We start from the raw sequence: 14,850 nt of genomic DNA on the forward strand, positions 1-14,850 counted from the left end.
AATGGCACGAGCGCAGAGCACGGACGTCGAACGGTCACTCGGGCGGCGGATGCGGGGCGCGGCTGGCCTGGCCGCACTGGCCGGCCTGGCCTGGGTCGCCCGGGATGTGCCGGCGGCGCTGGGTGGCCGGCTCAGCGGGGCACGGGCCGAACGGGCCGCCCGATCGCCCCAGTTCCGCGAGGGCACCTTCCACAACCGGGCCGGCACCCGCACGATGGTCGCCGAGCCGGGCCGCAACCTGGTCCGCGAGTTGCTCTTCGGCGAGCAGAAGAGGCGTCCCACCGCGCCCGTGCCGCTGCTGCGCCCCAGCGCCGGCGCGCCGGGAGCCGCCGACACCGCCGACGAGCTCAACATCGTCTGGTACGGCCACGCCTCGACGCTGATCGAGATCGAGGGCCGGCGGGTGCTGCTCGACCCGGTGTGGAGCGACCGCTGCTCCCCCTCGGGGCTGGTCGGCCCCCGCCGGCTGCACGAGCCACCGGTGCGCATCGACGAGCTGCCGCCGCTGGACGCCATCCTCATCTCGCACGACCACTACGACCACCTGGACATGGCGACCGTGCGGGCGCTGCTCGCCGGGCAGTCCGCGCCGTTTCTGGTGCCGCTCGGGGTGGGCGCGCACCTGGACCGTTGGGGCGTACCCGCCGAGCGGATCATCGAACTGGACTGGTCCGAGTCGCACCAGGTCGCGGGCCTGGAGATCACCGCCACCGCCGCCCAGCACTTCTCCGGTCGCGGGTTGCGCCGCGACGGCACGCTCTGGAGCTCGTGGGTGGTGGCCGGGGCACGCCGCAAGGTCTTCTACACCGGCGACTCCGGCTACTTCGACGGGTACGCGGAGATCGGCGCCGAGCACGGGCCGTTCGACGTGACGCTGATGCAGATCGGCGCGTACGACCGGGCCTGGCCGACGATCCACATGTTCCCCGAGGAGGCGGTCAGCGCCCACCTCGACCTGCGCGGCGGGCTGTTCGTGCCGGTGCACTGGGCGACGTTCAACCTGGCCCTGCACGACTGGTCCGAGCCGGTCGACCGGTTGTGGGCCGAGGCCAAGGCCCGCGACGTGCGGCTCGCCGTGCCCCGCCCGGGCGAGCGGGTGGTGGTCGACGAGCCGCCCGCCGTCGACGGTTGGTGGCAGTCGGTCGCCTGAGCGGGCGTCTCAGAGCACGAACGCGTCGGTCCAGAGCGCGCCGGACCGGCCGGAGAGCGCGTCCAGCATGGCGACCGCCTGACCGTCGGTGAGCTGCGCGACGAAGTCCACGATGGCCCGGCCCCGGGCCCGGCCGATCCGGTGCGGGGTACGCGGGTGCAGCTCCGCCTCCGCCAGCTCCACCAGGTCGTGCAGGCGGCGGGGCAGCCGGGACTCCTCCTCCGGGTCGAGCAGCCACTCCCACAGCGCCTCCACCAGGGTGCCCAGCAGCCGCGCCTGACCGCGCTGGTGCAGCGCCAGATCCGGGCGGGCCAGCACGAACCGGTGGTGCACGAACTTGAGCACCTGCACCTCATGCCACTGCGCGCAGCCGAGCAGCACGTACCCGGAGCGCACCGACGGCTGGTCGGTCACGGTGATCGCCTCGACGAAGCGGGTGGACCAGCGGGCGGAGAACCGCGCCACGTACTGCTCGGCCTCGATCGAGCCGTCGAACGGCAGGGCCAGCAGCCCGTCGACCAACTCCTCGCGGACGTGCTCGACGGCGGCGGCGAACGCGTCGTCGTCGGCGATCCAGGCGTCCTTGCGGTGCAGCTGCCGGCGGAGCCGCTCGATCGCCGCGCCGGGTCGACGGGCCGAGATGGCCAGCGCCGCGTCCGTGATCGCCCGGAAGTGCCCGCTCTCCCGCTGCCAGGCCATCAGCTCGGCGGACACCGCGCCCTGCTGGAGCACACCGACCCGGTAGAAGTCCTCCACGTCGTGGATGGCGTACGCGATGTCGTCGGCGGTGTCCATCACGGACGCCTCCACGGTCTGCTGCCAGTCCGGGATGCGGCCGGCGAACGGCTCCCGGGCCTGCCGCAGGTCGTCCAGCTCGGTCCGGTACGCGCCGAACTTCGACGAGCCGCTCTCCGGGTCGTCCGGCGGCGGGGTGGCGCCGCGCGGCGGCGGGTTCATCGTGCGCGGATGCGGGTCGGGGTGGTCCAGCCGGGTCCACGGGTACTTCAGCATGGCCGCGCGGACCGCCGCGGTCAGGTCCAGCCCGGTGGTGGCCGCACCCCGGATCTCGGTGCTGGTGACGATCCGGTACGACTGGGCGTTGCCCTCGAAACCGTCGGGCAGGCCGAGGCGCTGGCGGGCCAGCCGGTCCAGCACCCGCTCCCCCAGGTGCCCGAACGGCGGGTGGCCGAGGTCGTGGGCGAGCGCGGCGGCCTCCACCACGTCGGGGTCGCAGCCGCCGAGCTTGTCCAGCAGGTCGCGCCACCGTTCGTCGGCGGTGAGCCGCTCGGCGATCGAGCGGGCCACCTGGGCGACCTTCAGGCTGTGGGTGAGCCGGTTGTGCACCAGCAGGCCGGAGCCGACCGGGCTGATCACCTGGGTGACGCCGCCGAGGCGGGCGAAGAACGGCGAGCCGACGATCCGGTCCCGGTCGGCGCGGAACGGGTCGGCGGCGAGGTCACCGAGGGCCCGGGCGCTGCCGCCGAAGAGCCGCCGGGCGCGCGGCTCCGCAGCATTTTCCATGATCGCCACGCTAGCGCAGGCCGGACGGGGCCGTGGCGGCTCACCCCGGCCGGGCGCGGCGACAGCGCCGGAGAGCGCCCGGCACAATGCAGGGCGGTACCCGCTCTTTGAGGGCGGATCGAGTCGAAGGCGGATCGAGATCGTGACCCAGTCTGTTCATCAGCGGATCGCTGACGAGCTCGGCGTGGCCGAGCGTCAGGTGCGGGCGGCCGTGGAGCTGCTCGACGGCGGCGCCACCGTGCCGTTCATCGCCCGCTACCGCAAGGAGGCCACCGGCCTGCTCGACGACACCCAGCTGCGCACCCTGGAGGAGCGGCTGCGCTACCTGCGCGAGCTGGACGAGCGGCGGGCCGCGGTGCTGGAGTCGATCCGCGGTCAGGGCAAGCTCGACGAAGCCCTGGAAGCGCAGATCATGGCCGCCGACTCGAAGTCCCGGCTGGAGGACATCTACCTGCCGTACAAGCCGAAGCGGCGGACCCGGGCGCAGATCGCCCGGGAGGCCGGGCTCGCCCCGCTGGCCGAGACGCTGCTCGCCGACCCCAGCCAGGACCCGCGGGCCACGGCCGCCGGGTTCGTCGACGCGGAGAAGGGCGTCGCCGACGTCGCCGCCGCGCTGGAGGGCGCCCGCGCCATCCTCATCGAAACCTTCGCGGAGGACGCCGACCTGATCGGCACGCTGCGCGAACAGATGTGGTCACGGGGCCGTCTGGCCTCCCGGGTACGCGAGGGTCAGGAGACGGCCGGCGCCAAGTTCTCCGACTACTTCTACTTCTCCGAGCCGTACCCGAAGCTGCCCTCGCACCGGATCCTGGCCATGTTCCGGGGCGAGAAGGAGGGCGTGCTCGACCTCACCATGGAACCGGAGGAGGCCGGCGAGGCGGACGCCGTACCGACCGGGCCGAGCCGGTACGAGGCGGCCATCGCCGGCCGGTTCGGGGTGTCCGACGCGGGCCGCCCGGCCGACCGCTGGCTGGCCGACACGGTGCGCTGGGCGTGGCGTACCCGGATCCTCATCCACCTCGGCGCGGACCTGCGGATGCGGCTGTGGCAGGCGGCGGAGGAGGAGGCGGTGCGCGTCTTCGCCACCAACCTGCGTGACCTGCTGCTCGCCGCGCCGGCCGGCACCCGGCCGACGATGGGCCTGGACCCGGGTCTGCGGACCGGCGTCAAGGTGGCCGTGGTGGACGCGACCGGCAAGGTCGTCGCCACCGACACCATCTACCCGCACGAGCCGCGCCGGCAGTGGGACGCGTCGGTGGAGACCCTCGCCCGGCTGGCCGGGGCGCACGGGGTGGAGCTGATCGCGATCGGCAACGGCACCGCCTCCCGGGAGACCGACAAGCTGGCCGGTGACCTGATCAAGCGGCATCCGCAGCTCAACCTGACCAAGGTGGTGGTGTCCGAGGCCGGCGCGTCGGTCTACTCGGCGTCCGCGTACGCCTCGCAGGAGCTGCCCGGGATGGACGTGTCGCTGCGCGGCGCGGTGTCCATCGCCCGCCGCCTGCAGGACCCGCTCGCCGAACTGGTCAAGATCGACCCACGGTCGATCGGCGTCGGCCAGTACCAGCACGACCTGTCCGAGGTGAAGCTCTCCCGGTCGCTGGACGCGGTGGTGGAGGACTGCGTGAACGCGGTCGGGGTGGACGTCAACACCGCCTCCGCGCCGCTGCTGACCCGGGTCTCCGGGATCGGGGCCGGGCTGGCCGAGAACATCGTGCTGCACCGGGACGCCAACGGGCCGTTCCGCTCGCGTACGGACCTGAAGAAGGTGGCCCGGCTCGGGCCGAAGGCGTTCGAGCAGTGCGCGGGCTTCCTGCGCATCCCCGGCGGGGCCGACCCACTGGACTCCTCCAGCGTGCACCCCGAGGCGTACCCGGTGGTGCGGCGCATCCTCGCCAGCACCGGCCAGGATCTGCGCTCGGTGATCGGCAGAAGCGCCATCCTGCGCGGGCTGCGGGCCACCGACTTCGTCGACGACCGGTTCGGCCTGCCCACCGTGACCGACATCCTCGCCGAGCTGGAGAAGCCGGGGCGTGACCCTCGGCCGGAGTTCCGCACCGCCACCTTCGTGGAGGGGGTGGAGAAGATCAGCGACCTGACGCCCGGCATGGTGCTGGAGGGCGTGGTCACCAACGTGGCCGCGTTCGGGGCGTTCGTGGACGTCGGTGTGCACCAGGACGGCCTGGTGCACGTCTCGGCGATGTCCCGGACCTTCGTGAAGGACCCCCGCGAGGTGGTGAAGTCCGGCGACGTGGTCAAGGTCCGGGTGCTCGACGTGGACGTACCCCGCAAGCGCATCTCGCTGACCCTGCGCCTGGACGACGAGCCGGCCGCCGCCGGTGGTGGTGGTCGGACGAGCCAGGAGGGGCGCGGCGGCCCGGCGCAGCGCGGACCGCAGGGTGGTCGCGGCGGACCGTCCGGGCGCGGCGGGCAGGGTGGTCAGCAGAGCGGGCGCGGCGGTGGGCAGCAGGGCTCGCGCGGCGGGCCGCAGCGGCAGAGCGCGCCGGCACCGGCCAACGACGCCATGGCGGAGGCCCTGCGCCGCGCCGGACTGGCCTGATCGCCCACCCGGTCACCGTCACCCGGTCACCCGGTCACCTCGCCGAGTGGTCGGGTGACCGGGCCGGTCAGCGGCCTCGGATGGCCGGGCTCGGGCGGCGGGCGGCAGGCGGCAGACGGCGGGCGGCGGGCGGCGGGCGGCGGGCGGCAATATCGGCTCGCCTGCGGTGGGGATCTGGGCGATGATCCCGCGGTGAGGATGCATGTCGACCAGGTGGATGTGAGCGCGGACGTGGTCGCCGCGCTGGTGGCCGAGCAGTTCCCCCGCTGGCGGGGCCTGCCGGTTCGCCCGCTTCCCTCGGCCGGCACGGTGAACGCCCTGTTCCGGCTCGGCACGGAGGTCGTGCTGCGGTTTCCGCTGCGGCCCTACGCCGATGCCGAGCTACGCGACGAGCTGGTGCGGGAGCAGGAGCACGCCGTGCTGCTCGCCGCGCAACTGCCGGTCACGGTGCCCGAACCGCTCGGCCTCGGTGCGCCGGGCGAGGGATACCCGGGGCCGTGGACGGCGTACCGCTTCATCCCTGGCGAGACGGCGCAGCTCGACCGGATCGCCGACCTCGACGTCTTCGCCCGCGACCTGGCCGGGGTCGTGACGGCCCTGCGGGGCATCGAGACCGGCGGGCGGTCCTGGCCGGGGTCCGGTCGGGGCGGGCCACTGGCCGCCGAGGATGCCGACGTGCGGACGGCCCTCGCCGCGAGCGGCGAGTTGACCGACACCGCTCGGCTCGCCGAGGTGTGGGACCGGTGCCGGACCACTCCCCGGCACGACGGCGATGACGTGTGGATCCACGCCGACCTGATGCCGGGCAACCTGCTGGTCCGCGACGGTCGGCTGGCCGCGGTCATCGACCTGGGCGCGGTCACCGTGGGTGACCCGGCGGTGGACCTGATGCCGGCGTGGAACCTGTTCGACGCCGCGGCGCGGGAGACGTACCGACGGGCGTTGGGCGTGGACGACGCGACGTGGGAGCGGGGCCGCGGCTGGGCCCTGGGGCAGGCGATCAACGCGTTGCCGTACTACGTCGAGACTAATCCGGTGATGGCCGGCCTCGCCCGGCACACGCTGCGGGCGGTCCTCGACTGAGTCGGGTCGCGTACCGTCGGCGTCGTGGGTGAGCACGACGGCCGGGAGTGGCGGGATCAGCAGCGGCGCGCGGTGCGGGCACACGCCGACGCGGACGCGCGGCGGCGGGCCGCCGAGCAGGCGGAGGCGGCGGAGCTGGTGGCCTGGTTCGTCGCCGAGGCGACGCGACGCGGGCTGCGGACCACCCGGCTGGTCGCCCGGGGTTACGACGGGCGCTCCCGCTACCGCACCCGGCTCACCGGTTGGTACGTGGACAGGGCGCACAGCCGCGCGATCGACGTCCGGGCCGGCTTCCATCTGCTGACCGTGCCGACGAGTCTGCGCGCACGCCTGTTCGGCGCGGACCCGCAGCCCGATCCGGCTCCGCTCGTCATCGGTCGGGGCGGTCGCGACGGGGAATCGGTGCCGTTGCGTGCCCTGCTCGCCCGTCGCCTCGAAGCCGGCGACACCTGGGACTGAGCGACCGCGTTCCAGGTCGGCGGGCGCTGCCCGACAGCCGCTGATCTGCGGCTTCACCGTTCGTTCAGTTTTCAAGCGGACAAACGGCCCAAAGGCGACTTAGATTCTCGACAGAGGCGAATCCGGTGTGATTCTGCCTCGTTAAGCCTGCCGGAGACAGACGGAGGCGACACCGACGACGAGGGCTGCGGATGGCGGTGGGTGGACAGGGACGTCGTTCACGTTCGGCGACCATCGGGCGACTCTCGGGGGAGCAATGAGCAGTCAACCAAGGATCTGGGGTCTGACCGACGCGCACTCGCCGCCCGATGACCGCTGCCCTGATGTCTATTTCACCAAGGGCTACGGATCAGCGGCCGCCGAGGCAGAGGGTGGCGCGTGGCGCATGACGCACTGCGGCGACGACGTACTGGTTCCCTTCCTTCAGCGGCGCATCGACGAGCGGTGGTCCGACGGGATCAGCCCGTACGGCTACGCCGGCATCCACGTCGGTCCGTCGCGCACCCGGCACGACGTGGAACGGCTCTGGCCGCAGATGGTCGACTGCTGGCGCGAGGCGGGCCTCATCTCACTGTTCTTTCGATTCTCGCCGCTCGACAGCCGCTCGACGGAATTCGCCAGGGACCTACCCGGCCTGGATTTCACCTGGCGGGGGGAAAATGTCGTCGTATCGGTCGGTCAAGGCCCCGACGCCGTCTGGAAACAATTGGCAGGGCGGGCTCGAACCGCTATTCGAAAGGCCGAGCGGAGCGGCTTGACCGCTGAGGTCCGCCACGTCGACCCCGCCGATCTCGGTCGGTCCAGCAGCTTTCGCCGACTGTATGAGCAGACAATGGCGAGAATCGGCAGCAGCGCCAGATATTTCTTCCCCGATTCCTACTACCGGGCACTACTCGACGGCCTCGGCAAGAATCTGCTGGTCGCCGAGGTCCGGGACGACGTCGGGGCGGCAGTCGCATCGGCGTTGGTGATGCGACACGGCGAACTGGCGCATTACCACCTCGCCGGCTCCACACTCGAGGGTGGGCGGCTCGGCGCCAACAATCTCCTGGTCTGGTCGATCCTCCGCTGGTCCGCCGACAACGGCTGCCGGCGGGTACACCTCGGCGGCGGCATCAGCTCCCGGGACGACGACAAACTGCTGATGTTCAAGCGCTCGTTCGGGGGCGAACGGGCACCCTTCTGGACGGCCTCCCTGGTGATCAACGACGACGCGTACGAGCTGCTGGTGAAGGCGGCGGCGACGCGGATCGGACGGCCCACGTCGACACTGCACGCATCCGGCTGGTTCCCGGCCTATCGCTTTGCCTGAACCGCGGAAGGCGTGCCCTTTGCTCTGCTATAACACCTACATGAGCACCAACCACGGCCAAGGTGAAGGCGTTTCGATGGATATGCAACGTCGGGTGAAGCGGCTGCAGGACATAGTGCTCGCGCTGCTGATTCTTATTCTCACCCTGCCAGTCCTGGTGGTTGCCGCACTGCTGGTCCGCATTCAACTGGGCTCGCCAATTCTGTTCACTCAGGAACGCACCGGCCAATGGCAACTACCGATCAGAATATTCAAGATCCGTACCATGTCCGACGAACGTGACGCCGCCGGCGATCTCCTGCCGGACGGGCTGCGGTGCGGCCCGGTCGGTCGTACGCTGCGTCGCCTGAGCATCGACGAGCTGCCCCAGTTGATCAATGTCCTCCGGGGTGACCTCAGCCTGGTGGGCCCACGGCCACTGCTCCCCCGCTACGACGCCTGGTACGACGATCGGGAGCGGCGGCGCTTCGACATGCGTCCCGGGATCACGGGGCTCGCCCAGGTCCACGGACGTAACAGCGTCGTCTGGGACCGGCGCCTGGCACTCGACGTGCGGTACGTCGAGCAGTGGAACCTCTGGCTGGACCTGCGGATACTCGCCGCGACCGTCTCCATGGTCCTCACCGGCAGGGGCGTGGCGGTCGACCCCAGTGCGGAGATGCTCGATCTGGACAAGGAACGGGAGTTGAAGTGCGCCTCGACCTGACCGCCGGCGAGGTCGACACGCTCGACGACGCCGACGATCCGGCCCTCGTGGAGGCCACGGATCTGCTGGCGTCGTCCGTGCCGCAGGCGTGCCGGGGGCTTGTCGCGTACCACGCGGGCGGCTACTGGTCGTACCTGGCCGCGGCGCTGACGCCACCGGTGGACGCTCGCACGGTCATCCTGCGCGCGGTGCGCGGTCCACACGGCCTGCGGGCCGTGGCCGACTGGCGGCTGCTGCCCGGGCAGCTGCTCCTCAACGGGATCGCGGTGCGCGACGACGACCGCGGGCGGGGCCTGGGCAGCCGCCTGCTCGGCGACGGACATGACCTCGCCGTACGGCTGGGCTGCCGGGCGCTGCTGCTCGACGTGTCCCTCGACAATCCGGCCGCCCACCGGCTGTACCTGCGCCACGGTTTCACGGACCTGACCCGCTCCAGCTGGCGCGAGGTCCTCGGCGTGGAAGCGTCGACGCCGGCCTCGATCCGACTGGTGAACTGGCCGGCCTTCGCGGCGCACCACACCGCGTACGGCTTCGGCGACCTCACCGTCCGCACCGTCATCGGCGATGACGTCGACCTGAGGGTGGTCGGCACGGCCATCCGCGTCCCGGCCGCACCCGACGCCGCCGCTCTCGCCGCCGCCGCCAGCCGGCTGGTCGAGATCGACCGCTGCTTCTCCGCCACGACCGGCACCGATGAACGACCGGCCGCCGCCGGCACGGAGCTGGCCCGGTTCGTCCGGATGCGGTGCACGCTCGCGGCAACGCCGGGCTGACCCGCCCGGAGCCGCCGACACGGTGGACGACGCGCCGAGGATCGGTTCAATGCCGACATGACCGCCCTTTATTGGCGAAAATGACCGAAACTCTCGCAGGGGCGGATCGTTGAGTGCTGCGTAGGCGACCGACCGGCTGCGAGGAGTTCTTCATGCCCATGCGCGCGCCCATCTACCTCTCCCTGCCCGACGTGGGACCGGCCGAGGAGGTCGCTGTCATACGCGCGCTGCGCAGCGGTGGAGCGATGCCGTTCGGTCCGGAGGTGGACGCCTTCGAGCAGGAGGTCGCCCAGCGGGTCGGAGTGCCGTACGCCCTGGCACTCAACTCCGGCACGGCCGCCCTGCACCTCGGCCTGCTCTCCTGCGGCGTGGGTCCGGGGCAGATCGTGCTGGTACCCACCGTGACGTTCGTGGCGACCGCCAACGCCGTGCTCTACACCGGCGCCACCCCGGTCTTCGTCGACTGCGACGCGGCCACCGGCAATGTGGACGTGGGCCTGCTGAGTGAGGTCGTCGCCGACCTGCGCCGGGCCGGACGGCCGATCGGCGCGGTGATGCCGGTCGACATGTTCGGCGCCTGCGTCGACTACGACCCGCTGCTGGACCTCTGCCGGGAGGCGGAGTTGCGCGTCGTCGAGGACTCGGCGGAGGCGCTGGGCTCGACGTACCGGGGCCGCTGCGCCGGCTCCTTCGGCGACGCCGGGGTGCTCTCGTTCAGCCACAACAAGATGATCACCACCTCGGGCGGCGGAATGCTGCTCTCCCACGACGAGCAGGTGATCACCCGGGCTCGGCACCGTGCCAACCAGGCCCGTATCCCGGCCCAGCACCACGAGCACGACGAGATGGGCTTCAACTACCGGCTGAGCAACCTCCTGGCCGCGTTCGGCCGGGCCCAGCTGAGCCGGCTGGACGAGATGACCGCCCGCCGGCGCCGGGTCCGGGACCACTACTCGAAACTGTTCGCGCCGGTCGCCGGCGTCGAGGTGCTGGCCGAGAGTGACCCGGGCACCAACTGCTGGCTCACCGTCATCACCGTGGACCCGAAGCTCAGCGGCTGGCAGGCCGCGGAGCTGGCCGGTCATCTCGCGCAGGCCGACATCGAGACCCGGCCGGCCTGGAAGCCGCTGCACCGGCAGCCCATGTTCGCCGGCGCGGAGGCGTACCTCACCGGTGCCGCGGATCGACTCTTCGCGCAGGGACTGACCCTGCCCAGCGGATCGTCACTCGACGAGGAGCAGATCAACCGGATCAGCGACGAGATCCACGGCTTCCTGCGCCACCACTCGTGAGCGCGACCTGACATCGGACGCACGCGCAGACAGGAAGGCCCGTGATGAGCGACCTCGACCACGGCGATCAGGTGCCGGCAGGTGCGGCGTCCGGCGCCGCTCGCCGACCCGAGGGCGCGGCCTTCGGGGTGAACGGCGACCGGCCCGACCGGGTCACACTGGTGAGCCAGTGGTTCCCTCCGGAACCCGCGGCCCTCGCCCAACGCCTCACCACGACGCTGCGTCACCAGGGCTTCGTCGCCGACGTGCTCACCGGCGTACCGAACTACCCGAAAGGCGTCGTGTACGAGGGCTACTCGGCGCGGCGCCGCAGCGTCGAGGTGCAGGACGGGACGCGTGTTGTGCGCACGCCGCTCTACCCGAGCCACGACCGGTCGGCGATCGGCCGGGCGGTGAACTACACGAGTTGGGCGGCATCCTCCTCGCTGCTCGGCGCCAGCGCACTGCGCGACACGGACGTCGCTCTGGTCTACTCCTCCCCGGTCACCGCGACCGCCGCGGCCATGATGGCGAAACTGCGGTGGCGGACGCCGTACGTGACGATGGTGATCGACCTGTGGCCGGACAACGTGTTCGCGACCGGCTTCCTCACCGAGGGACCGACCCGGCGGATCGCGGAGGCGGTGCTGGGCCGCTTCACCGACCGGACCTACCGGTGGGCCGACCACGTGACGGTTCCCACGCCGGGACTACGGGACATCGTCATCGACCGGGGCGTGCCCGCCGAGAAGGTCTCGCTGGTCTACATCTGGGCCGACGAGAAGATCATGCAGCCGACCGAGCCGGAACCCGGCCTGCGTCGCCGGCTGGGTCTGACCGAGGACGACTTCCTGCTCATGTACGGCGGCAACCTCGGCGCGGCCCAGCGACTCGACGTCGTGGTGGACGCCATGGCACGACTGCGGGACACACCGGACGTTCACCTTGTCCTGGTGGGCGACGGCGTGGAGAAGGACCGGCTGATCGCCCAGGTGACCCGCGACCGGCTGGGCAACGTCCACTTTCTCGACTCGGTCCCCCCGGAACGCATGCCCGCCCGGATGGCCGTCGCCGACCTCAACCTCATCTCGCTGGCGGACGAGCCGCTGTTCCGGATCACCCTGCCCAGCAAGACCCAGTCCATCCTCGCCTGCGGTCAGCCCATGCTCGCCTGCGCACCCGGTGACGTGGCCCGCATCGCGCGTGACGCCGAGGCGGGCTTCGCGGCCCCGCCGGGTGACGCCGAGGCACTGGCCGCGGTCATCCGATCGGCCAGGGACACGCCACGGGACCGGCTTCGGGAGATGGGACGGGCGGGACGCCAGTACTACCTGACCCACATGAGTGAGGCGAGCAACGCGCCGGTCCTCGCCGACCTGCTCGCCACGGCGGCCCGGCGGGGCCGGATCGCGCGTGCGAGGAGAAGGCCGTGATGGGCCGGGACGAGGGATGACTGGTGCCCGCCAGGCACCGCCCTCGCCCGGCTGGCCGCAGTGGTCCCCGCCGTTCGACGACGCGCCGGTACCGAGGCGCCGTCGCCGGCGACAGCCACGCCAGATCACGTCGTCGACCCGGCACTCGCTGGTGGCCTCCTGCACGAACCTGCTGAACGGGCTGCTGAACGCCGCACTGCTCGCGGTGAGCGCACGGCACGGCCAGACCGACGAGATCGCGGCGTACGTCGCTGTCACGGCGGCCCTGTCCCTGGTGGCGATCGTCGTGGCCGGCGGCTCCCCCCTGCTCTACATCAGCGGCGATGCCGAACAACGCCGGGCAGTGCGCAGCCAGTGGGTGTTCGTGACACTGCCGTGCATGGTGCTCGGCACCGTCGCCATCGGAACCCTCTACAGCCGCTCCGGCTACGGGTGGGCGGCGATGCTGGCGATCGCGGTGGTGACCATCGGCAACCACCACGCCAACTTCCAACTCGCGGATCTGGCGCGCGACCTGCGGTTCGTCAGCACCGCGGTGGCCGTCTGCGGGTGCAAGGTCCCGGCTCTGGTGCTGGTCGCCCTGGGCGGGCAACTGAGCAGCGCGTTGCTGATCGCGGCGGTCATCCAGTTCCTGGCCGCCGAGGCGTTCCTCGGTGGACGATCCTGGCTCCGCCCCCGCTTCCTGACCGAGTTGTCGCCACGGCGCGCGCTCTCCGCGTTCGGCATGAACCGGCACCTGTTCACCTACAGCATCGCCGAGTACTGGGGCGGCCGGATGACGACGGTCCTGCTGTCGCTGCTGGTCTCACCGCAGGTGATGGGGGCGTTCGGCGCGGTGCTCAGCGTGTACCAGGCCCAGACCAGCGTGCTGACCGCCGCGCTGCGGGTGTCGCTGGTCGGGCGCGTCCGGCGCCGGCAGGGCCTCGGCACCGTGAACGACGGCCGGCAGGGCGAGGTGGTCGCCATCGCCGGCGCGGTGTTCATGACGGTGGTGAGCATCGTCGCGGCCCCGTGGATCGTCGGCGATCTGCTCCGGCTCCCCCCGCCCGGGCCGGCGCTGTGGCTGGTCCTCCTGGCTGTCGCACTTCCCTTCATGACCGTTGTCCGGGCGGTCACGCTGAATCAGATCGGCGACGCGAGCTACCGGCAGGCGACCCGGATCATGGTGGTCAACGCCGCCCTGATCACCCCGGTGGCTCTCGCGGCGGTGCCCCTGGCGGGTGCGACCGGTGCGGCCGCTGCCACCCTCGCGGCCGAGGTGCTCACCGGTGCGGTCCTCGGCCTGGCCCTGCTGCGCCGGCACGGCCGGCTGTCCGCCTACGTCCTCGGGCCGGTCGACGGACCGCTGCTCGGCGCGCTGCCGTACGTCGGAGAACGCCCAGCGGGCACAACCCGCGACGGCCGGGTTCGGTCGCGGTGACCGAACCCGGCACGGTGTGCGCGGCGCAACCGGCGGATCAGCGCCGGATGCCGGCCCAGTCGTGGTGCCGGCGCACGGTCGACAGGATGAAGTCGACCACCCGGCGTGACGTGTCGGGGACCTGGTAGTCGGCCGGGCAGGGCACACCGTCGGCGGCGACCTGGTCGACCACCACCCGGATCGCCTCCAGCACGCCCTCCGGGTCCAGCCCGGTCATCACGATGCCGCCGGCGTCCAGCGCCTCGGGGCGTTCGATCGACTCCCGCAGTGTCACGGCCGGGAAACCGAGGATCGCCGACTCCTCGCTGATGGTGCCGCTGTCGGAGAGGGTGCACCGCGCCTGACTCTGCAACCGTACGTAGTCGAGCAGCCCGAACGGCTCGTGGAAGGCGATGCCGTCGAGTGCGAGCGCGTCGTCGGCCAACGCTTCCAGCCGCTTGCGGGTACGGGGGTGCGTCGACACCAGCACCGGCAGTCCCCAGGTGTCCCGGACGGCCCGCAGGCAGTCGAGCAACCGGCGCAGCCGGTCCGGTCGGTCGACGGTCTCCTCCCGGTGGGCGCTCACCACGAAGTAGTCGCCGGCGGTGAGCCCGAGCTGGTCGAGGATCGTCGACCGCTCGACCCCGTCCCGATAGTGCTCCAGCACCTCGCGCATCGGGGAGCCGGTGTGCAGGATCCGACGCGGGTGCAGACCCTCAGCCAGCAGATTGCGGCGGGCGTGCTCGGTGTAGACCAGGTTGAAGTCGGCGACGTGGTCGACCATCCGCCGGTTGGTCTCCTCCGGCACGTTGAGGTCGAAGCAGCGGTTGCCGGCCTCCATGTGGTAGACGGGCACCCGCATGCGGCGGGCCATCAGCGCGGCGATGCAGCTGTTGGTGTCGCCGAGCACCAGCAGTGCGTCCGGCCGCACCTCCTCGATCGCCTGCTCCACCCCGATCAGCACCCCGCCGAGCACCCGGCCGAGGGAGGACGTGTCCACCCGCAGGAACCGGTCCGGTTGGCGCAGCCGCAGCTCGGTGAAGAAGATGTCCGACAGGGACCGGTCCCAGTTCTGCCCGGTGTGGACGAGGACGTGGTCGACGGTCCGGTCGAGTCGGTCCAGCACCCGAGCCAGCCGGATGATCTCCGGCCGCGTGCCGACAACCGTCATTACCCTGGTCAT

Annotated in this window: 12 protein-coding genes; 10 read left to right on the top strand and 2 right to left on the bottom strand. The window is 71.9% G+C overall.

All coding sequences use genetic code 11. From position 1 onward, the window contains the following. Position 1 precedes the first annotated feature (1 nt). Positions 2-1,150 carry an MBL fold metallo-hydrolase gene (locus O7620_RS13440; RefSeq protein ID WP_278123269.1) on the top strand — a complete coding sequence of 383 codons (1,149 nt, stop codon included), beginning with the start codon at positions 2-4 and terminating at the stop codon, positions 1,148-1,150. 9 nt (positions 1,151-1,159) lie between these two features. Here O7620_RS13440 and dgt read toward each other — a convergent pair whose 3' ends face one another. Further along, the gene (gene dgt, locus O7620_RS13445; RefSeq protein WP_278123270.1) at positions 1,160-2,671 is read right to left on the bottom strand and encodes a dGTP triphosphohydrolase; all 1,512 of its coding nucleotides are present in this window, start codon (positions 2,669-2,671) and stop codon (positions 1,160-1,162) included. A 142-nt stretch (positions 2,672-2,813) separates the two neighbouring features. Here dgt and O7620_RS13450 point away from each other — a divergent pair, with 142 nt between their 5' ends. The 9 genes from O7620_RS13450 to O7620_RS13490 all read left to right on the top strand — a co-directional run bounded on the left by O7620_RS13450 (position 2,814) and on the right by O7620_RS13490 (position 13,688). After that, entirely contained in the window at positions 2,814-5,231 is a 2,418-nt protein-coding gene (locus O7620_RS13450; protein ID WP_278123271.1) for a Tex family protein, read from the top strand. A gap of 198 nt (positions 5,232-5,429) precedes the next feature. Then, on the top strand, positions 5,430-6,314 hold the full coding sequence (locus tag O7620_RS13455; protein WP_278126999.1) for an aminoglycoside phosphotransferase family protein: 885 nt from the start codon (positions 5,430-5,432) through the stop codon (positions 6,312-6,314). A gap of 24 nt (positions 6,315-6,338) precedes the next feature. Further along, positions 6,339-6,773, top strand: coding sequence for a hypothetical protein (locus O7620_RS13460; RefSeq protein WP_278123272.1), 435 nt, complete (start codon positions 6,339-6,341; stop codon positions 6,771-6,773). A 256-nt stretch (positions 6,774-7,029) separates the two neighbouring features. Then, positions 7,030-8,085, top strand: coding sequence for a GNAT family N-acetyltransferase (locus tag O7620_RS13465; RefSeq protein WP_278123273.1), 1,056 nt, complete (start codon positions 7,030-7,032; stop codon positions 8,083-8,085). Between the two features lie 40 nt (positions 8,086-8,125). Beyond that, on the top strand, positions 8,126-8,791 hold the full coding sequence (locus O7620_RS13470; RefSeq protein WP_278123274.1) for a sugar transferase: 666 nt from the start codon (positions 8,126-8,128) through the stop codon (positions 8,789-8,791). After that, positions 8,776-9,564 (top strand): GNAT family N-acetyltransferase, encoded by a 789-nt coding sequence (locus O7620_RS13475; protein WP_278123275.1) that lies wholly within the window; start codon positions 8,776-8,778, stop codon positions 9,562-9,564. Before O7620_RS13470 ends, O7620_RS13475 begins: the two co-directional genes overlap by 16 nt. Positions 9,565-9,716: 152 nt before the next feature. Then, positions 9,717-10,856 (top strand): DegT/DnrJ/EryC1/StrS family aminotransferase, encoded by a 1,140-nt coding sequence (locus O7620_RS13480; protein ID WP_278123276.1) that lies wholly within the window; start codon positions 9,717-9,719, stop codon positions 10,854-10,856. A gap of 44 nt (positions 10,857-10,900) precedes the next feature. Continuing rightward, a complete protein-coding gene (locus O7620_RS13485) occupies positions 10,901-12,268 on the top strand; it encodes a glycosyltransferase family 4 protein (protein ID WP_278123277.1) in 1,368 nt (455 codons plus the stop codon). A 16-nt stretch (positions 12,269-12,284) separates the two neighbouring features. Then, positions 12,285-13,688 carry a hypothetical protein gene (locus O7620_RS13490; RefSeq protein WP_278123278.1) on the top strand — a complete coding sequence of 468 codons (1,404 nt, stop codon included), beginning with the start codon at positions 12,285-12,287 and terminating at the stop codon, positions 13,686-13,688. A 37-nt stretch (positions 13,689-13,725) separates the two neighbouring features. On the opposite strand, the gene wecB is transcribed toward O7620_RS13490, so the two are convergent. After that, positions 13,726-14,850 (bottom strand): UDP-N-acetylglucosamine 2-epimerase (non-hydrolyzing), encoded by a 1,125-nt coding sequence (wecB, locus tag O7620_RS13495; RefSeq protein ID WP_278123279.1) that lies wholly within the window; start codon positions 14,848-14,850, stop codon positions 13,726-13,728.

Source organism: Micromonospora sp. WMMD710, assembly GCF_029626045.1.
Classification (GTDB): domain Bacteria; phylum Actinomycetota; class Actinomycetes; order Mycobacteriales; family Micromonosporaceae; genus Micromonospora.